Source organism: Streptomyces sp. NPDC050448, from assembly GCF_040655295.1.
GTDB lineage: Bacteria > Actinomycetota > Actinomycetes > Streptomycetales > Streptomycetaceae > Streptomyces.
In genome coordinates this window covers 166230-185303 of sequence record NZ_JBFAJR010000006.1, presented here as the reverse complement: position 1 = coordinate 185303, position 19074 = coordinate 166230, and the positions used below count along the sequence as shown (strand labels likewise).

At 74.4% G+C, this 19074-nt stretch carries 15 protein-coding genes; 4 read left to right on the top strand and 11 right to left on the bottom strand.

Features of this window, described 5'->3' with window-relative positions; genetic code table 11:
- Window positions 1–26 precede the first annotated feature (26 nt).
- On the bottom strand, window positions 27–1928 hold the full coding sequence (locus AB0I68_RS10710) for an ABC transporter ATP-binding protein (protein ID WP_363176870.1): 1902 nt from the start codon (window positions 1926–1928) through the stop codon (window positions 27–29).
- 188 nt (window positions 1929–2116) lie between these two features.
- On the opposite strand from AB0I68_RS10710, the gene AB0I68_RS10705 reads away from it, so the two are divergent.
- Window positions 2117–4129: an AMP-binding protein gene (locus tag AB0I68_RS10705; protein ID WP_363176869.1), complete on the top strand. Its 2013-nt coding sequence runs from the start codon at window positions 2117–2119 to the stop codon at window positions 4127–4129.
- Window positions 4130–4154: 25 nt separating this feature from the next.
- On the opposite strand, the gene AB0I68_RS10700 is transcribed toward AB0I68_RS10705, so the two are convergent.
- Window positions 4155–5936 (bottom strand): GNAT family N-acetyltransferase, encoded by a 1782-nt coding sequence (locus AB0I68_RS10700; RefSeq protein ID WP_363176868.1) that lies wholly within the window; start codon window positions 5934–5936, stop codon window positions 4155–4157.
- A 115-nt stretch (window positions 5937–6051) separates the two neighbouring features.
- Here AB0I68_RS10700 and AB0I68_RS10695 point away from each other — a divergent pair, with 115 nt between their 5' ends.
- Window positions 6052–6474, top strand: coding sequence for a DUF350 domain-containing protein (locus AB0I68_RS10695; RefSeq protein WP_363176867.1), 423 nt, complete (start codon window positions 6052–6054; stop codon window positions 6472–6474).
- A 71-nt stretch (window positions 6475–6545) separates the two neighbouring features.
- Here the strand turns inward: AB0I68_RS10695 and AB0I68_RS10690 are convergent, their stop codons facing one another.
- The 5 genes from AB0I68_RS10690 to AB0I68_RS10670 form a co-directional block, all read right to left on the bottom strand.
- Window positions 6546–6953 carry a hypothetical protein gene (locus tag AB0I68_RS10690; RefSeq protein ID WP_363176866.1) on the bottom strand — a complete coding sequence of 136 codons (408 nt, stop codon included), beginning with the start codon at window positions 6951–6953 and terminating at the stop codon, window positions 6546–6548.
- A gap of 169 nt (window positions 6954–7122) precedes the next feature.
- The gene (locus AB0I68_RS10685; protein ID WP_363176865.1) at window positions 7123–8334 is read right to left on the bottom strand and encodes an acyltransferase; all 1212 of its coding nucleotides are present in this window, start codon (window positions 8332–8334) and stop codon (window positions 7123–7125) included.
- Complete coding sequence (locus tag AB0I68_RS10680) at window positions 8331–9374, bottom strand: alpha/beta hydrolase (protein WP_363176864.1); 1044 nt, start codon at window positions 9372–9374, stop codon at window positions 8331–8333. Before AB0I68_RS10680 ends, AB0I68_RS10685 begins: the two co-directional genes overlap by 4 nt.
- Before the next feature lie 167 nt (window positions 9375–9541).
- Window positions 9542–10222, bottom strand: a complete 681-nt coding sequence (locus AB0I68_RS10675) for a response regulator transcription factor (protein WP_363176863.1) — start codon at window positions 10220–10222, stop codon at window positions 9542–9544.
- Window positions 10219–11505: a histidine kinase gene (locus tag AB0I68_RS10670; protein ID WP_363176957.1), complete on the bottom strand. Its 1287-nt coding sequence runs from the start codon at window positions 11503–11505 to the stop codon at window positions 10219–10221. The genes AB0I68_RS10675 and AB0I68_RS10670 overlap by 4 nt, the downstream gene beginning before the upstream one ends.
- 147 nt (window positions 11506–11652) lie before the next feature.
- On the opposite strand from AB0I68_RS10670, the gene AB0I68_RS10665 reads away from it, so the two are divergent.
- Window positions 11653–12600 (top strand): AEC family transporter, encoded by a 948-nt coding sequence (locus AB0I68_RS10665; protein ID WP_363176862.1) that lies wholly within the window; start codon window positions 11653–11655, stop codon window positions 12598–12600.
- Window positions 12601–12736: 136 nt separating this feature from the next.
- On the opposite strand, the gene AB0I68_RS10660 is transcribed toward AB0I68_RS10665, so the two are convergent.
- On the bottom strand, window positions 12737–13666 hold the full coding sequence (locus AB0I68_RS10660; RefSeq protein ID WP_363176861.1) for a serine protease: 930 nt from the start codon (window positions 13664–13666) through the stop codon (window positions 12737–12739).
- Between the two features lie 11 nt (window positions 13667–13677).
- Complete coding sequence (locus tag AB0I68_RS10655) at window positions 13678–15210, bottom strand: FAD-binding oxidoreductase (protein ID WP_363176860.1); 1533 nt, start codon at window positions 15208–15210, stop codon at window positions 13678–13680.
- Window positions 15211–15696: 486 nt separating this feature from the next.
- On the opposite strand from AB0I68_RS10655, the gene AB0I68_RS10650 reads away from it, so the two are divergent.
- On the top strand, window positions 15697–16845 hold the full coding sequence (locus tag AB0I68_RS10650; protein WP_363176859.1) for a hypothetical protein: 1149 nt from the start codon (window positions 15697–15699) through the stop codon (window positions 16843–16845).
- A gap of 12 nt (window positions 16846–16857) precedes the next feature.
- On the opposite strand, the gene AB0I68_RS10645 is transcribed toward AB0I68_RS10650, so the two are convergent.
- Together AB0I68_RS10645 and AB0I68_RS10640 are read right to left on the bottom strand one after the other, a co-directional pair.
- Entirely contained in the window at window positions 16858–17511 is a 654-nt protein-coding gene (locus AB0I68_RS10645) for a class I SAM-dependent methyltransferase (RefSeq protein ID WP_363176858.1), read from the bottom strand.
- Window positions 17512–17522: 11 nt separating this feature from the next.
- On the bottom strand, window positions 17523–19070 hold the full coding sequence (locus tag AB0I68_RS10640) for an IucA/IucC family protein (RefSeq protein WP_363176857.1): 1548 nt from the start codon (window positions 19068–19070) through the stop codon (window positions 17523–17525).
- Window positions 19071–19074: the final 4 nt, after the last annotated feature.

Sequence of the window (19074 nt, the reverse complement as noted above, 5' to 3'; positions counted from 1 at the left end):
GCCCGCCGCATGAGGGCCTCCCGGCATCATGCTCCCGCAGCCGGTACGGCGCCGCCCGGAGCGGCATCGGCCGCGGCGAACTGGGTCCGGTACAGCTCCTCGTACCGTCCGCCCGCGGCCAGCAGCTCCGCGTGCGTCCCGCGCTCCACGATCCGGCCGTCCTCGACCACCAGGATCAGGTCGGCCGCCTGTACGGTCGACAGCCGGTGCGCGATCACCACCGCGGTCCGGCCCGCGAGGGCCTCGCCCAGGGCCTCCTGCACCGCCGCCTCCGACGTGGAGTCCAGGTGCGCCGTGGCCTCGTCCAGGATCACCACCCGCTGCCGGGCCAGCAGCAGCCGCGCGATCGTCAGCCGCTGCCGCTCACCGCCCGAGAGGCGGTAGCCGCGCTCGCCGACCACCGTGTCCAGGCCGTCCGGGAGCGAGGCGACCAGCCCGTCCAGCCGCGAGCGCCGCAGGGCCTCCCAGATCTCCTCCTCGCCCGCACCGGGCCGGGCCAGCAGTAGGTTGGAGCGCACCGACTCGTGGAACAGGTGCCCGTCCTGGGTGACCATGCCGAGCGTCTCCCGGATGGAGTCGGCCGTGAGGTCCCGTACGTCGACCCCGCCCAGGCGGACGGCGCCCGCATCGGCGTCGTACAGCCGCGGCAGCAGCTGCGCGATGGTCGACTTGCCGGCGCCGGACGAACCGACCAGGGCGATCATCTGCCCCGGCTCGGCGCGGAACGACACCTCGTGCAGGACCTGCGTGCCGCCCCGGGCGTCGAGGACCGCGACCTCCTCCAGCGAGGCGAGCGAGACCTTGTCGGGGGAGGGGTAGCCGAAGGAGACCCGGTCGAACTCCACGGCCACCGGCCCGTCCGGCACCCGGCCGGCGTCCGCCTTCTGGGCGATCAGCGGCTTCAGGTCGAGGATCTCGAAGACCCGCTCGAAGCTCACCAGGGCGCTCATCACCTCGACGCGGGCCCCGGCGAGCGAGGTCAGCGGGGCGTACAGGCGGGTCAGGAGGAGGGCGAGGGCGACGACGTTCCCGGCATCCAGGGCCCCGTGCAGGGCGTAGTACCCGCCGAGCCCGTAGACGAGCGCGAGCGCGAGGGCCGAGACCAGCGTGAGGGCGGTGATGAACGCCGACTGGGCCATCGCCGTACGGATCCCGATGTCCCGCACGCGCGCCGCCCGCGCCGCGAACTCCGCGGATTCGTCGGCGGGCCGCCCGAACAGTTTGACGAGGGTGGCGCCCGGCGCGGAGAAACGCTCCGTCATCTGCGTGCCCATCGCCGCGTTCAGTGTCGACGCCTCCCGCTGCATGGCGGCCATCCGGGCCCCCATCCGGCGCGCCGGGAGGACGAACACCGGCAGCAGGACGAGCGCCAGCAGGGTGATCTGCCAGGAGATGCTCAGCATCACGGCCAGCGTCAGCAGCAGGGTCACCGTGTTGGCGACCACCCCGGACAGGGTGTTGCTGAACGCCCGCTGGGCGCCGATCACATCGTTGTTGAGCCTGCTGACCAGCGCACCGGTCCGGGTCCGGGTGAAGAAGGCCACCGGCATCCGCTGCACGTGGTCGAAGACGGCCGTCCGCAGGTCCAGGATCAGCCCCTCCCCGAGCGTGGCCGACAGCTTGCGGGTGAGCAGCCCGAGTCCCGCCTCGGCGACCGCGATCAGCGCGATGAGCAGGGCGAGCCGGGTGACCGTACCGCTGTCCCGGCCGTCCACGATGGCGGTGACCACCCTGCTCGCGAGGACCGGGGTGGCCACCGCGAGCAGCGCGGTCACCACGCTGAGCAGCAGGAACAGGGTGAGTCCGCGGCGATGCGGGCGGGCGAATGCGGCGACCCGGCGCAGGCTCGCCCGGGAGAGCGGGCGCCGGTCCTGCTGGGCGTTCATCGCGCTGTGCAGCGATGTCCAGGCGGTTACTTCCATGTCCATGCGGGGAACGGTATGACCTCAACCAAACTCGAGGTCAACCTCTTGGCCGGATCGGTATCGAACTCCCGCTCGGGCGGGGGATGTTCACGCCCATGCCGACTGGCGGCGAGGGGTGTCATCATCGGGAGATGACGCAGGGACCGACACAGGGACCGACGCAGGAACCAGGCTCCGATCACGCCGGCCGGATGACCGCCGACACCGTCCTGCACCTCTTCGAGCAGCAGGCACGGGACACCCCGCTGGCGTATGCCGTCATCGCCGGCGCGGATCGCCTCACCTACGGACAACTCGACGCCCGTGCCAACCGGTTGGCGCACCATCTCATAGCCGGCGGTCTGCCGCCCGGCGCCGTCGCGGCCATCGCGACCGACCGCCGGCCCGAACTCGTCGTCGCTCTCCTCGCTGTCCTCAAGGCCGGCGGGACCTACGCGGTCATCGACGTCGAAGTCCCGCTCACCGGGCAGCGGCAGCTCTCCGCGGCCACCCCGTACGTCCTGCTCACCCGTGCCGCGCACCACGCCCGGCTGGACGACGGCAGCGGCCTGCCGGTGATCCGCCTCGACGCGGACGCGGCCGCGATCACCGGCCGGCCCGCCGAACCGCCGGAGCGCCCCGCGCCCGGCACGACGGCCGCCGTCCTGTTCACCGGCGCGGCGCTTCCCCGCGCCGTGCCCGTCGGCCACACCCGCCTGCTCGCCGCCCACGCGGGCTGGGCCGAGGTCATCCGGCCGGTCCCCGGGGACCGCCACCTGATCACCCCCGGACCGGACATCACCGCCTTCGCCGCCGGCTGGACCCGGGCCCTGTGCTCGGGCGGCGCCCTCGTCCTGCCCCAGCGCGCGCCCTGGACGCCCGAGGGGATCCGCCGGGCGGTCGAGGCCGAGCAGGTCAGTGTGGTGCACACCGACCCGGCCGGCGCGACCCGGCTGCTTCTGCGCGACGCGACCGCCGCCGGCCCGGGATCCACCGCGGGCGCCCACAGCCGCCGCGGCCCCGACCCGGCCCTGCGGTCGCTGCGGATGGTCACGGTCACAGGGGACCGGCTCTTCCTCGACGAGCAGGCCGCCTTGCAGAGCAGGCTCCGGACCGGCGCCCGGCTGCTCAACGTGTACGGACCCACCGAGGCCGCGGGCACCGGCACCTGGTTCGAACTGCCGCAGCTGCCCCGTCCGGTGGACGACCCCGAGCAGCTCTCCTTGATCGGCGTCCCGTTCCCCGGATGCCGCGTGGACCTCCGCGACGGGCAGATCCGTCTCACCCCGCCCGACGGCGGCGACGCGATCCCCACCGGCGACCTCGCGGAGCTGCGCCCGGACGGGCTGCTGGAGTTCGGGGGCCGGATCCGGGAACGGATCACCGCGGCCGACGGCGTGTTCGACCCGCACGCCGTCGAATCCGTCATCCGCAGCCACCCGGACATCGGCGCCGCGCTCGTGGCCGAGGTCCCGGACGGCGGGACCGGCACGCACCGGCTGGTCGCCTACGTGGCCCCGCCGGCCGACGCACCGTCCCGGTCCCCGGGCGCCGACCTGCCGGACAGCGGGCGGCTCCGCGCCCACCTCGAGGGGAAGGTGCTCCGGGCGCAGACCCCGCACTCCGTGGTCCGGCTGCGCACCTTGCCCCGCAACCGCGCGGGCCAGGAGGACCGGGACGCCCTGACCCAGCCCGTTCTCCTGGCGAAGCCGGGCCAGGAGAACGCCGTGCGGGGCGCCGGGAAGTACGAGGCCGCCGGCCGCGGCACACTCGCCGGACCACTCGGCCTCCTCGGCTGGGGCGTCCTTGCGGCGGTGGTCACCGGAATGTTCTTCTTCGCCCTCTCCAAGATCTTCTGGCCGGGCGCGACCGACCTGCGCGGTGTGCCCAACCCGTGGGCGTCCCTCTTCTTCGTGCTCTACCTGTTCGAGGGAGCCGCCTTCGCCGCCGGGCTGCTGTTCCTCTTCCGAGGCCGCGCCCGGATGCGCCGCCAGGGCCGCGACCGGCGTCTCACCACGGAAGCGCATCTCGCGGTGGTCTACCTGCTCGTCGCCTGGTGGCCGCAGGACAACTTCTACCGGCTCGCGGCCAAGCAGGACTGGCCGCTCCAGGCCGCCCTCGTCTACGTCTTCAACATCCCCTTGATGATCGCGGCCGGCATCGTCGCCGTCTACGTCACCCGGAAACCGCCGTCGCCCTACGGCTTCGACGGCTCGGACGACTGAACTGAGACGGCTCCGCCGACCCGGATCACCGGCCTTCGGCGAACGCCGCCCCCACGGCGAGCGCCTCCGCCCGCACCAGCGCCTCGGCGGCGTCCAGCACCTCCCCGCTGTGCGCCGCCACCAGCACACCCAGCCAGGGCGCCGGGTCGAAGGCGCCGGTCGGGATCGCGGGGAGGAACACCGCCCCGAGTTCCGCGCAGCCCCGGGCCAGCGTCTCGCACAGCTCGTCGAGCGGGGCCTCGGGCAGCCTGGCCCCGAGCTCCACCCGGTCGGCGATCCGTACGAAATGCCCCGCGCCCCGCAGCGCGTCGAGCCGGGCCGCCACCATGAAGGCGATGGACGGCCCGGTGAGCCGCAGGTTCGTCTCGGTCGGCGCCAGCCGGCCCGCGCCGTCGGCGACGAAGTCCACGTCGAACCAGCCCCGGTAGCCGGCCGCCGCCAGTTCCCGGCCCACCGCCTCCCCGAAGGCGAGCAGCGGCTTCTCCGCCCACGCCGGCACCACCCCGGGGCCCACCGTCGCGCCGCGGTACCCGGCGCCCGCCACGTCCATCACCGCACCGCCCGCCTCGTGCACCCGGCCCGCCTCGTCCACGAACCCGTCGTACGTCAGGTCGCGCGGTCCGCCGGGCCCGGCCGGGCCGGACACGTACTCCTCCACCAGCAGGGGCCCGCGCGGGAGACCGCGCAGCACCGCGCGGGCGCCGCCCGCCGCCCGGACCCGGTCGGGTGTCACCACGGTGGTGCCCGAACCGCCGACACCGTGCTCCGATTTGAGAACGGTGCTCTCGTCCGCCTCGGCCCGGGCGGCCAGCAGCCTGGCCGCCGCCCGCCGGGTGGCGGCCGGCCACTGGGCGGGGAGCACGATCCGGGGATGCCCGCCGCCCGCCAGGATCCGCTCGAACAGGCCGTGCGCCGCCGACTTCGACTCGTACCGCAGCTCGCCGGGCCGCCACGGCCGCCCGGCCAGTCGCGCGAAGGGCTCCGTCCGCCCCCACGGTACGAGGGGCAGCCCGGCCCCGGTCAGCCGCCCGGCCAGTGCCGGGCGGGCCCGTACGGCGTCCGACAGCCCGGAACCCCGGTCCACCAGGCCGTCGTACACCTCCACCTCCTCCCACTCGAGGACGTGGCGGACCCGCTCGATCCAGCCCTGCGGCACCGTCCCGGGCAGCACCAGCGCACCCGCCCGCGGGCTGTAGAAGGCGGCCAGGCAGGCGTAGTGGTGCGCGGCCCGCTGCTCGCGGTCCAGGGAGGCATCGGCGAACTGGGCGTTGTACTCGGCGACATTGCCCACGTGCACGGCCGGTCCGCCGCCGGTCCAGGCCTGCGCCCAGTCGGCGAGCGGCGCGGGCGCCGCCTCGAACCGCAGCAGGCCGGCGGGCACGTCGCCGTCGTCCGGCCGGCGGGGCTCCGGCGAAGTCAGCGCCCCCATCGCCCGGTAGAACCCCGCCGCATGCGGATCGGCGTCGATCAGCAGCCTGCGGAACCCCAGTTCGGCGGCCCGGCCCAGCACATCCCGGTACAGTCGCCGCCCGACACCCCGCCCGATGGCCTCCGGCTCCACGAACAGCAGCCCCAGCCGGGCCACCGGCGGCTCGCCCTCGAGGGAGGCGAGCCCCAGCACCCGGCCGCCGGGCGCGTCTTCGGCCACCACGATCCGGCGGGCCGCCACCTCCCCGGCCCGGATCCGCAGTTCGTGCGCGCAGGAGGCCAGGAACTCCGCCTCGTACCCCCAGTACGCCTTGGAACGCAGCACCAGCCCGGTCAGCACCTCCGCCTCACCGGCCCCTGCCGCCCTGAGCTTTACCATTTCCTGAACTCTCCATGGTCTGCCGCATGGCCGTGCGATAGATTCGGCCACCCCGACGGCAGGTGCGCGTCAGGCACGGCAGGACCTTCCTACCCCCGCGGAGAACGGCTTCCCAATGAGCGACATCATCAACGGACTTGGCCGCACCAGCGCTTTCGGCGCCCTCGGCCTGGTGCTGCTGATCCTCGGCATCGTCCTGGTGGACGTGCTGACGCCCGGGAAGCTCCCGAAGCAGATCTGGGAGGAGCGCAACCGGAATGCGGCCGTCATGCTGAGCTCCGCGCTCCTCGGCGTCGGCGGGATCGTCTTCACGTCGATCTGGACCACGTACGACGACTTCGGCAAGGGGATGCTGTCCACCGCCGCCTTCGGCCTGCTCGGCCTGGTCCTGATGGGCGTGGCCTTCCTGGTGCTGGACTGGGTGACTCCCGGCAAGCTCGGCGCGATCGTCGTCGACCCGGAGCCGCACCCGGCGGTCTGGGTCACGGCCTCCTGCAACCTGGCGGTGGCCGCCATCGTCGCGGCCTCGATCGCCTGACCCGCTTCCCGCCATGCCGAGAGCACCGCTCCCTCCGGGGAGCGGCGCTCTCGTCCGGGTCACCGGTCCGCCTACGTGACCACCACGGTCGGGGGCTGCGACGGGGGACCGCAGGGGGCTGCGACGCACTCCCACTCGTAACTCTTGCCGGGAGCCTGTACCCCCGTGCTGTCGTGACGGTCGCCCTTGCCGGGGTGGATCTTGCCTTGGCCCGGCTTGCTGTGACCCGTGTTGTCATGGACATCCTTGGCGTCGGGCAAGACGATGATCCTGCCCTCGTCACTCCCCTCGGGAACGACCCAGAGGAGGCTGGAGTTGTCGTTCTGCCCGGGATTGCCGGGCCGGCTCTCGGCTACGACGGTGTGCGGCGTCGCCGGAGTGGCGGCGAATGCCCCGGTGGGCAACAGCACGGCTCCTGCGGCCGCGGCGGTCGAGGCGGCGAAGACGAGAAAATGCCGAGTCCGAAAGGGGTGAGTCATGGGAATGCTCCTTCAGTGGGTGGGCCGATGCGCTGGGCCACTTCGGTACGTGGACCCATGTCCAGTAGGGCCCGGCCACCGCATCGCGTCACGCCCCTGAATCCCGTGGCTTGACGGACGGCAACAGTCCGGGTAAATCCCCGTGCTCACGTCCGTCCGGTCCGGATCATCAGGCCAGCCCCAGCGCGAATACCGCGAACCCAGCCGCCAGCAGTCCCGCGAGCGTCCGCCGCACCGCCGTGGCACGGGTCCACGGCTCTTCGAACCGGCGCGCGTACCGGGCGATGCCCACCAGCAGCGCCGCGAACACCGGCATCCACGCCAGCCGCGCCGCGATCCAGCCCAGGCTCTCCGGCGCCGTCGTCAGGCCCGCCAGCCCTCCCGCGAACGAACCGGGCACGGCCGCCGCCAGCATCGCCGTCTGGTGCCAGCACAGGATCGTCATCGCGCACAAATTGATCACGACCACCGGGGCCCACAGCGCCGGCCGGGCGAGCAGCTTCGTCAGCCGGTCCCGCAACAGCATCGCCGCCCCCGACTGCGCCGCCGCCAGGGCCGGCACCAGCAGCGAGGGCGGGTGCGAGTTGGTCCGCGCCTCGCCCGGTACGCCGACCATCGACGCCGGGTAGTGGAACACCGTCAGCAGCGCCGCGAACAGCACGGTCCCGCCCGCCAGCAGCAGCCAGGCCCCGCGCCGCCCGATCCGCCGCTCGCCCCAGGACACGCCCAGCTGGTACGCGAACAGCCAGCCCGGCGCGATGTTCACCAGCGCCAGCCAGGAGGGCACGGAACCGGCGAGCGGCCCGTAGCGCAGGAAGTCCACCACCGCGACCGAGGCGAGCAGGGGGGCCGCCGCCCATCCGCCGAGCCGGTGCGCCGCCCGTACGCAGTACGGGGTCAGTGCGGTGACCACCACGTACACCCCGACGAACCACAGCGGCTGGATCACCAGCGTGGCCCCCGTCCGCAGCGTGGCCTCCGGCACCCCCATCGCGTACAGCACCGGCGCGGCCAGCGCCCACACCGCCGTGACCCCGAGCACCGGCCGCCCCAGCCGGGCGATCCGGCCCTTCAGCCAGGCCACGGCGGACCCCGGGCGGCGGTGGTAGGAGAGCACCGAGGCGTAGCCGCCGACCAGGAAGAAGATGCCGAGCATCTGGAGCACCCAGCCGGCCGGGGCGAGACCGCCGAACGCGGACAGCGGGCTGGCGTTGTGCAGGCCGCCCTCCGCGTCGAGGGTGAACCCGCCGAGCAGCCAGTGTCCGGTCGGCACGGCCAGCAGCGCGAGGGCGCGCAGCCCGTCGACGGCCCGGTCGCGGTGGGCGGGGGTCTGCCGCTCGATCCGGTCGGCCGCCCCCAAGAGCCGGGTCAGGGTGCTCATCGGGCCTCTCCGTTCGCGATCGCGGCGAAGGCCGCCAGGGACTGGGTGCCCGGTGCGAAATAGCCGGTGTGGCCCTTTGCGTCGGCGGCGGGCACCCGGCGGGCGCCGAAGGCGGCGGAGGCCGGATCGGCGCCGTGGCCGATCCCGGCGATCTCCACGTTCGGTACGTCGGCGATCCAGTCGGAGGGCCCCCGGGCCGCCCAGACGCGGGCCCGGGTGTGCAGGCCGGCGGCGGTGTCGGCGCGCATGCCGGGGGAGCCGAACACCACGATGTCGGTGGCGTCCGTGTGCCGGGCGGCAAGGCCTCCCACCACCGAGCCGTAGCTGTGGCAGAACAGCACCGGGTCGGGTGCGCCGACCGCGTCGAGGCCCGTGGTGAACCGGGCCAGCCGTTCCGCTCCCGCCTTCGCGAGCCGCCCGGAGGCCGCGTCCAGACCGACCCCGACGGGGGTGGTGTAGCCGGTCCACGCCACCACCGCGGTGTTCTCGCCGGCCGCGGCGCGCAGCGACCGGGCCATCCCGGCCGGACCGGTGTTCGGCGCGCGCTTCGCGTCGTATGTGGTGGCGTCGCTGTCCGAACCCGGCACGATCACCGATACGTGCGCGGCCCGCCCCAGATCCCCGAACACCTCGACGACCTGGCCGCGCCCGCGCGGATCGAACGCGAGGATCTGCCGCCCCGGTGAGGCGAGCGAGGCGTAGCGCACCTCGCCCGTCGCGAGGACGGCCAGCCGGTTGGCCTCGTACCGGAGGGTGACCGGGGCTCCGTCGAGATTGCCCACCACCAGCGGGTGGTGCCGTACGAGCTCCCGGCGCTCCGCGTCGTCCAGCCCGGCGAAGAACCGGGCCACGTCGTGCGGCGAGGCGCTCGCGGGGTCGGGGAGCGGCCGGCCGGACGCGGTGTCGGCCCGCCAGGCGGCGGTGCCGGGCGGCGGCCCGGTGACCGCCTGCTGGCTGTCGCCGGAGGCCCATCCCGCGTTCCCCCCGACCACGGCCACGGCCAATGCGGCGGTGGCCAGGGTCCTTCCGAAGCGGCGCATGCCCCTTCTCCTCTCCTCGTGACGGGGAGGAAGGTAGGAAGAAGGTGCCGGCCGGGACGTCGGACCGTGGAGCCAAGTCGCATGTCATACCCCGGTAGGGGGTGGAGGAGATCCCTGGAGATCCCCCACGTCGGGCCGGGCCGCCGGGGCGGGCGTCGGCCGGGGCGTCAGTCGGAGTCGCCCGGGCGGACCAGGCCCGCCTCGTACGCGAAGATCACCGCTTGGGCGCGGTCCCGCAGGTCCAGCTTGGCCAGCACCCGTCCGATGTGGGTCTTCACCGTCTGCTCCGCCAGCACCAGGTGCCCGGCGATCTCCTGGTTCGAGAGCCCGCGCGCGATCAGCTGGAGCACCTCGGTCTCGCGCGGGGTCAGCCCGTTCAGCCGCAGCGCCGGGTCCCTGCGCGGCGCCGGCCGCTGCTGGACGAAGTCCGCGATCAGCCGGCGGGTCACCGAGGGCGCCAGCAGCGCCTCGCCCGACGCGACCACCCGGACCGCCGCGATCAGATCGGCCGGCGGCGCGTCCTTCAGCAGGAACCCGGACGCGCCCGCGCGCAGCGCCTCGTACACGTAGTCGTCGATGTCGAAGGTGGTCAGCATCAGCACCTTCGGCCGGTGGACGACCCCCGGAGGCGGGCTGAGCAGCTCCCGGGCCGCCGTCAGCCCGTCCATCTCCGGCATGCGTACGTCCATCAGCACCACGTCGGGATGCACGGTGCGGGAGACCTGCACCCCCTGCCGCCCGTCGGGGGCCTCGCCCACCACGTCGATGTCGGCCTGCGCCGACAGCAGGGCGGCGAACCCCGCCCGCACCATGGCCTGGTCGTCGACGATGATCACGCGGATGGTCAACTGGCGTCCTCGGTCGGGTCGTTCAGGGGCAGCCGGGCCGCGACCCGGAAGCCGCCGTCGGGCAGCGGACCGGTGTCCAGCGTCCCGCCCGTCAACCGTACGCGCTCCTGCATCCCCACCAGACCGTGCCCGGTGCCCGAACTCTCCAGCGCCGCCACGGCATCCCGGGCCGCCGGTCCGTTGACCACGAGCACGAGGACCTCCTCGGAGTCGTGCGTCACCGACACCCGGGTCTCGGCACCCGGCGCGTGCCGCACCACGTTCGCCAGGGCCTCCTGCACGATCCGGTACGCCGACAGGTCCACGGCCGGAGGCGCCGCCTGCGCCGCACCGGCGGCGAGCGACAACTCCACCGGCTGCCCGGCCCGTACGGTCGCCTCGACCAGCTGCTGGATCCGGCCGATCCCCGGCTGCGGGGCCAGCTCGCCCGCGCTGCCGGGCGGACCGTCACCGCCGTTCCCGCCGTTCGCCCGGTCGCCGCGCAGTACCGTCAGCAGCCGCCGCATCTCGCCCAGCGACTCGCGCGCACTGGCCGCGATCGCCGCGAACTCCTCCTGCACCGGCTCCGGCATGCCGGGCAGCCGGTACGGCGCGGAGTCCGCCTGCACGGTGATCACCGACATGTGATGGGCCACCACGTCGTGCAGCTCCCGGGCGATCCGCGCCCGTTCCTCCAGCAGGGTCCGCCGGGCCCGCTCGGCCTCGCTGATGCTCTCCTGCTCGGCGATCCGCTGCTGGGCGTCGCCGATCCCGCGCAGCGCCCCGGTCACGGCGAGGAAGGCCCCGCTGAGCACGAAGAGGAGGGCGACCGTGGTGATCACCCCGTCGGGCGGGAAGAAGCCCAGCACCACCCCGACGGCGCCCGTCACCAGCCACACCCCGACCAGCGTCCGGATCGACTCGCGCAGACCCAGGCAGATCATCAGCAGCAGGTAGCCGACGATGCCCGTCGGGGTCCACGGCCACGCGTGCCCGGAGACCTTGTCGGCGTGGGTCAGCACCACCGCCCCGACCGTGTCCGCGAGCAGGATCAGGGCCCACGCGGGCACCGGCCGCGTCACCGCGAGCAGCAGCGGCACGGTCTGCGCCACGCCCAGCGCCCCCGCCCAGCCGCCGCCCGCCTTGTAGTCGTTGGTCAGCACGGCGATCGTCGACGGCAGCAGCGACACGACGAAGATGCCGACGACGACGTACGGCAGCATCCGCTGCCAGGCCTTCGGAGCCTGCGCGAACAGGGGCTCCGCCGCCCGGGCGGGCGTGCGCAGCACCACCGTGAACCGCATCGGCGCCCCGGCCGCCTTCGCGGATGCCGGCGTACGGCGGCGGGCTTCATCGCGATCGCTCATGATCGGACCAGCCTATGTGCCGCAGGCCCTCCCGGCGGGCAGGGGTAGGCTGCTCGCCGTCGACCACAGGGGGAGCCGGTACGCATGGGCACGGCAGCCGCACTCGAGAAGCTCGTACCGGTGCTGCTGGCCTTCGGCGGCGGCGTGCTGCTCGCCCGCCGCAAGATCGTCCCTGTCGAGGCCTCCAAGGCCTTCGCCGACTACGCCTTCCTCTTCGCCGTCCCCTGCTACCTCTTCGGCAACATCTACGGCAGCGACCTCGGCGCCCTCTTCAACTGGCGGGCCATCGGCGCCTACGCCGCGGCCGCCGCCCTCGCGGTGCTCGCCATCGCCTTCGCCTCGGGTGCCCACGGCATACGGGAGCCCCGCGACGTGGCGCTGCGCGTGATGGCCGGAGTCCAGGTGAACACCGCCTACTTCGCCGTCCCGGTGTTCATCACCTTCTTCGGGACGGCCGCGCCGATCTTCCCCGTACTCCTCTTCCAGGTCTGCGTACTGTCCCTGGTGGTCATCTCCATCATGGAGCTGGGCCGCGCCGGCCCGGCCGCGGGCGGTCCCGGACAACGGCTCTTGCGGGCCGTCGGCGCCTCGCTCGCCACCCCGCTGGTCCTCGCCTGCAACGCCGGTATCCTGCTCAACCTCCTTTCGGTGCACCTCCCGAAGGTGGTCCTGGACGGAGCCGCCTTCGTCGGCGACAGCGCCTCGCCGATCGCCCTGTTCGCCCTCGGGCTCCACCTCGGCGGCCTCGGGCTGGACATCCGGGGCACCTCCCGCGAGGAGCTGGCCCTCATCGCCTTCAAGTGCCTCGCCTTCCCCCTGCTGGCCTGGGCGGTGTGCGGGCTGTTGTTCGGCGTGCGGGGGGAGTGGCTGACGTACCTCGTCCTGATCGCCGCGATGCCGACCCCGCAGAACCTGTTCGTCTTCGCCCAGCGCTACGACGTCGGCGTGGACCTCTCCGCCTCGCTCGTGATCAAGAGTTCGGTGGTCTCCCTGCTGCTGCTCCCCGTCTGGCTGCAGACCGTGGCCTCATGAGCGCACCGACACGAACCGCCCCTGTTTCAGGGGCCGGCCCCGGCCTCGGGATCCCGCCCGCCGACCGGCTGACCGCCGACGGGCTCCCGGCGACCCCGCGCACGGTGGGCAACCCGCGGCGCGCGCACCCGCCGGGTCAGGGTGTCGACTTCGCCGCTGCCCCGGCAACCGCCTGCTCGTACAACTTCTTGACGTCCGGGCCGAAGTACGAGCTGTACGAGGTGTCGGGGGTGTCCCCGCCCGTCTTCCAGCCGCCGATGACCCCCACGACGTCCCCGGTCTCGGTCACCGTGTCGTAGTTCTTCAGGAAGGGGCCGCCGCTGGTCCCGCCGGGGTACCCGGTGCAGTCGATCCGCAGGAACGATCCGGGGATCCCCGGATCCTTGCTGGTGAACTTGGTCGTACGGTTCACGCACAGCCGCGGGCGCGCAGCCGACGCCGGGTAGCCGATCAGCGACACCTTCGCGTGCTCGTATCCGGCGCCGGTGACCAGGCGGTTCCCGCCGACCACGTCCTCGACGGGGAACCCGTCGGCATCCGGCCCCACCTGCGCGAAGGCCACGTCGAGGGCGGCCCCCTTGTCGGCGCCCAGGCTCTTGTAACGGGGGTCGATCCACACCCTCGAACGCCCGTCGGCGGCGCGCACCACCGGGAACATCCCGTACGGCTGCGGGTTGTCCGCCGTGTACAGGGGTACGAAGGCCACCTGCCGGGCGTCGGTGCCGAGCAGGCAGTGGGCCGCGCTGAGCACCAGGTTCCGGCCGGGGGAGGCGACCACGCTCGCGGTGCAGAAGTACGCGCCGCCGTCCTTCATCACGAACATCCGGCCGACGACCGGGATCCCGTCGAAGTCCTGCCCGGTGCCGGGGTCGGTGGCCGGAGCCGCCGCAGCGGGCGTCATGGGGGCCGCGGACGCCATCCGGTCGGCCGTCCAGAAGTTCTGCGCCTCACGGGCGGACCACTTGCCGGGCGGCGGCAGGGCGCTCCCGGCCTCGGCCACCGGCAGCGGGCCGGCGGGCAGCAGCAGGGCGGCCGTCGCCGCCGCCACGGTCAACGTACGTCGCATGTCGAGCTCCTCTAGATGGCCTGCGGGAAGCGGAACAGCCGGTCCGGGTCGTAGGCGCGCCGGACCTCTTCGAGACGTGCGAGGTTCGGCCCGTAGTAGGCCTCGCGCCAGGCGGGCAGTTTCGGATCGATGTAGTTCTGGTACGCGCGCCCGCTCGCCCAGGGGCGCAGGTCCCGCCACAGCCCGTCGAGCCAGCCCTGGTGCACGGCCACCTCCGCGGGTGTCGCGGCCGCCGGCCAGTAGGCCAGGTACTGGGTGAGGAAGGCACTGTCGCGGTGCACGAACGCGGTGTCGGCCGGCGCCGGCCGGTTCACCGCCCCGCCGCACTCGCCGGTGAACTGCACGACGCCGAGCCCGCCGCCCGGCGCGGTCCGCCCGTACCGCCGCACGGCGGCCAGCACCGCGGCGACCCCCGCGTCCGGCAGCCCGGCGCCGCCCCAGAAGTCGCAGCGCCCGCCGTACGATTCCCGGCCGGTCCGCCCCTCGGGGGTCCGGCCGGGCAGGGTGCCCGGCAGATGGCACTGCGCGGCGCTCTGCTCCGAGCAGCCCGACATGGCGCGCAGTGTCTCCTCGTACGTACGTACGGCGATCCAGCTGTCCCGGAGCGGCCTGCCGACCAGGCCGGACAGCCGGGTCAGCTCCCGGTCGAGCTCGCCGCGCCCGTCGAGGCACAGCACGCGGACGGCGGGGGCCTGCGCGGGACCGCCGTCGAGGAGGAACTCGACCTGGCTCCAGAAGGGGTCCGGCAGGGCGGCCAGCCAGCGCTGCCAGCCGCGCAGTACGGCGGCGGAGTCGGCTTCGGCCCAGTGGAGTTCGGCGTAGGCGCAGTCGGCGGCCGGGTGGGTGCGGAAGCGGAACTCGGTGACCACCCCGAAGTTGCCGCCCCCGCCGCCGCGCAGGGCCCAGAACAGCCCCGGATCCCGGGTGGCGTCGGCCTCGCGCACGACCCCGTCGGGGGTGACGACGGTGACGCCGGTCAGCCGGTCCGAGGTGGTCCCGTACGCCCGGGAGGCCAGGCCCAGCCCGCCGCCCAGGGTGAGCCCGGCGATCCCGACGGTGGGGCACAGCCCGGTGGGGATGCCCAGGCCCTGCCCGGCGAGGGTCCGGTTGACGTCGCCGAGCCGGGCTCCGGCGCCGATCCGCACGCCGGCCCCCTCGACGGTCAGCCGGTCCATGGCGCCGAGGTCGACGACGAGTCCGCCGGCGCAGGTGGACCAGCCGGCGTAGCTGTGGCCGCCGCCGCGCGGCACCACGGGGACGGCGGAGCGGCGGGCGAAGTCCAGGCAGACGGCCACGTCGGCGGCGTGCGCGGGATAGGCCACCGCGCCCGGCGCGACCGTGTCGTACCGGGGCTGGAACACCTGCCGGGCCTCGGGGTAGTCGCGGTCGCCCGCCAGCACCAGCCGCCCGTCGATCCCGCGGGCGAGCGCCGCCCAGTCCGGACCGCGGGCAGGCGTTCCCGCCCCGAGGGCCCCGACCGCCCCTACGGCGGCGAGGACGGCCGCGGGGGCGCTGCCCAGGAGCTGGCGGCGATGGAGGCTCATCCCTCCTTCCTGCCATCGCCCGGGCCGATCGGAGCGAAGGCGGGCCCACGGCGACCGTGTTGCCCCCCGAACGGCCCACGGCCTCCGGCCGGCGACAGGCCGTCCACGCCGGCCGCATGGTGAAGCAACAGCGTGGCGAGGCCACGGTCGAACCTATTCTGACCACCGCACGTGCGGGTCTGCGCCGAGTCCGGCCGGCAGGGCTCCACCGTCAGCGCCGTCACGCGCAGATCGGCAGCCGTGGATCATCCGGGCGTCGGAGAAGCTCCGGGCCGGCTTGCGCGCAAACCGGCCGTGGAGGAATCCCACTCGACCGGGCACACCTCAACTCCGCGGATTCCGGGGGCGTCCGGTGTGCCGGCGGGGCCGAGGCACTGCGAGCGGCGCAGCGGAACAGCGCATTTCGGCAGCGCAGGCGCCGCCGCCGTCAGGGGGAATCCGATCACCGGTGCTGCGACCGGCTCGTGAGGTGAGTACGGTCTGCCCATGCAGATCGACGGAGCCGGCAGGCAGCAGCGGGGGCATGTTCTTCTCATAGCGGGCGACGCCGCCGTGCGGCGGCGGGCCGTTCAGGTCGCGCCCAGCGCGAACCTGGCCGCGCTCGGGGTACTGCCCGTGCCGGCGCTGCTGAACAGCCAGGTCCCCAGCGACACCACGTACCTCGACGGGGCCCGGGATCCGAACACCGTGCTGATGCGGCTGCGCGCCGCCGCGGCCACGCCGGGGCCGCTCCTGGTCTACCTGTCGGGGAGGCTCACCCTCGACCGCCGCGGGCACCGCCTCCATCTCGCGCTGGCGGGGACCACGGCCTCCACCGTCCGCTACACGGCGCTCCCTTGGGACTGGCTGGGGACCGAGCTCGGGGCCCGGTCCGCCGGGCCGACCACGGTGGTGCTCGACCTCGTCGCCGACAAGTCCGCCTGGCCGGTGCTCCAGGAGTACGGGAGCCTGCCCGCCTCACCCTCCGCCGACGTGTACGGGGTGGTCGTCCCGCCTGCCTTCGCCGGCGGAGAGGAGCGGGTCAGCTCGTACACCCGCCACTGGATCGCCCAGTTGCGCCGCAGCCCCACCCGCCCCACCAACCTGCAGCTGCACGCCTTCGCCGTCGGAGCCGCCGCCCTGCCGCCCGGCACCCTCGTCCTGCCGGCGACGCGCGAGCTGACCGCGCCCGGTGCCCAGGAGAGGCCGGAGCAGCCGGAGCGGCCGGAGCGGGTTCCGGACCCTCGGCCGCACATCCACGCCCTTGCCGCCGGCGGGCGGCACCAGGAGGCGGCCACGCTCGCCCAGGCCTGGGAGCAGCACGTGCTGCAGACCCACGGGCACACCTCGCCCGAGGCCACCCACTGGGCGGAGATCCGCGCCGACCTCGCCCGGATGGCCGGAAACTACCGGTCGGCGACCCAACTGTGGATCAATGCCGGGCGCACCCGCCTGGAGCACCAGCCGCCTGACGCTCCCGAGGTCCTCGCGGCCGCGGCGGGCGCCCTCTACTGCTGGACCCAGCTCAAGGACCAGGCGGCGGCCCGCGACGCCGGCCCCGAACTCGTCCGCCTGCTGCGGGCCCTGCCGAGCCTCGAGCCGAGGCTCCTGCGGCTGACCCAGCAGCGGCTGGAGGTGCTGGAGGGCAGCCGTTAGACCTCCGGCGCCTCAGGCCTTGCGGGCCAGGAGAAAGCCCTGGGGGGACTTCTCGTAGTCCGCGGGCCGGCGGACCAGGCGGGCCACCTCTTCCAGGCCGGCGCCGGCGAGCAGGCCGGCGATCAGCTCCGGCGGGGTCCAGTACACGTCGAGGTCGACGGGGTGCCCGTACGCGTGCTCCAGCCGGACCTTCTCGTCGCCGGCCTTGAACGCGATCAGCAGATGACCGCCCGGCGCGAGCACCCGGGCGAACTCCGCGAACAGCGGGGGAAGTTCCCCCGGCGGGGTGTGCACCGTGGAGTACCACGCCAGGACCCCGCCGAGCACCCCGTCCGCGATGTCCAGCGCCGCCATCGAGCCCACCTCGAAGCGCAGGCCCGGATACGTCCGCCGGGCCACCGCCACCATTGCGGGGGACAGGTCGACGCCGAACGTCCGTACGCCCAGCACGTCCAGATGGGCCGTCACGCGCCCCGGACCGCAGCCCAGGTCCGCGACCGCCCGGGCCGCGCCGCCCTCGTCGCCGCGCACGCACTCGGCGAAGGCCGCCAGCATGGCCCGGTCCAGGGGCTTGTTCGCCAGCTCCGCACCGAGGAGCCGGGCGTAGTCGACCGCGACGGCGTCGTAGGACGCCCGTACGGAGTTCAGGTACGAGGTCTCCTTCATGCCCTGTGACACTAGCCCGCCCGGCCCTGCCGGGCGGCCTCGGCCAGCGGATTGTCCAGCTCCGCCCACTGGTCGCCCGGGATTCCGGGGCTCAGCCGCATCAGCGTCAGGGCCTTGGTCGGCAGCGGCGCGGTCAGCAGGGCCTCGGCGTCGGCGGTGGCCGGGAGGCCGGCGGTCTGGGCCAGCGCCTCGCCGAAGGCCGCCGCCGAACCTGCGGTGGCCCCCAGGGCCCCGGTCAGCAGGGAACCGAACAGTTTGCGCCGCAGCAGGGTCACGTCGTCGGTGACCAGCCGGCCCGAGAGGGGCGGCGCCGCCAGGCCGGTCCGGGCGAGCCGGTCCGGGCTGATCCGGATGTCGGCGAGGTCGCGGTAGACCAGCCGCAGCGGGGCCCCGGTCGAGGACAGGACGACGAGGAGGTTCTGGCCGTGGGCCTCGAGGGCCACCCCGAGGTCCAGCACCCGCAGGCACACCGAGAGCGCGAGCCGGGCGAACTCGGCCCGCCAGGACGCCGAGCGCGCGAACGGCGACAGGGCCAGGGCCGCCACCGGCGCGACCCACTCGCCCGCCGCGGCGTCCGCGTACACCTCGGGGGGCTCGCGCAGCACCGCCGCCAGGTCCGGGCTGTGCGCGGTCGCGGCGCCCAGGGTGCGGGTGATGTGCAGCTGCCCGTCGAGCCGCTCGGACAGGGCCTGTGCGAAGGCGGACACCGCGGCCGCCATCTCGATGGAGTACTCGGAAATGTCCCGTACGGAGGAGGTCAGCCGGGTGCTCAGCGCCGTCTTGACGTGGGCACCGCCTGCCACGGGGGAGAGGGTGCGCAGGGCCATCAGAGGATGCGCCGCAAAGCCGGGGCGCAGCGCACCCGGCCCCCGGCCCGTCTGTTTCAGGACGTGTTCCGCCTGCCACGGGTGCACCGGCAGCAGGAGCCGGCCGCCCTCCCTCAGCTCGGCCGGCCAGGCGCCCGTGACCAGGCATTCCCCGGCCGGTACGGCGACCAGCCCGAGCTCGGCCACCGGCCGGTGCTCCGGTGCGTACGCCAGCTGCTCGGCCACCGAGAATCCGGGCCGGGAGCGGCAGTTGGGGTGGTACGGATGCCCGTCCACCACCCGCTGCTCCCACTCCCAGGTGGTGTGCGGAGCCGCTTCCTCCCCGGTCGGCTGTCCGGCCCGGGACAGCGCGAGGGAGGCCGTGCTGTCGTCCAGCTCGGCGGCGAACGCGTCCGCGTGCGGCACCCCGAGCGCCGCCACCAGCCGCCCGGCCTGCCGGTGCGGGGTGCCGTCGAGCAGCACCTCGGACACGTACGGGCCGGTCGCGTACGGGTCCGGCAGCGGGCCCTCCAGCCGCCTGCCCCCGGACAGCAGGAGCGTCAGGCCGCCGGGCCCCCGCTCCCGGCGCTCCACCCACGGCAGCGGTTCGAAGGCCAGCGCCCGCCACAGCCGGGTCAGTACGGCGGCCCGGGCGCCGCCGAGCGCGGCTTCGTAGGCGGAACCGAGGGCGGGGCGCACCTCGGCCAGTTCGGCGGACACGGCCTCTTCGGCCGGGGAGGCGGGGGGGTTCATGCTG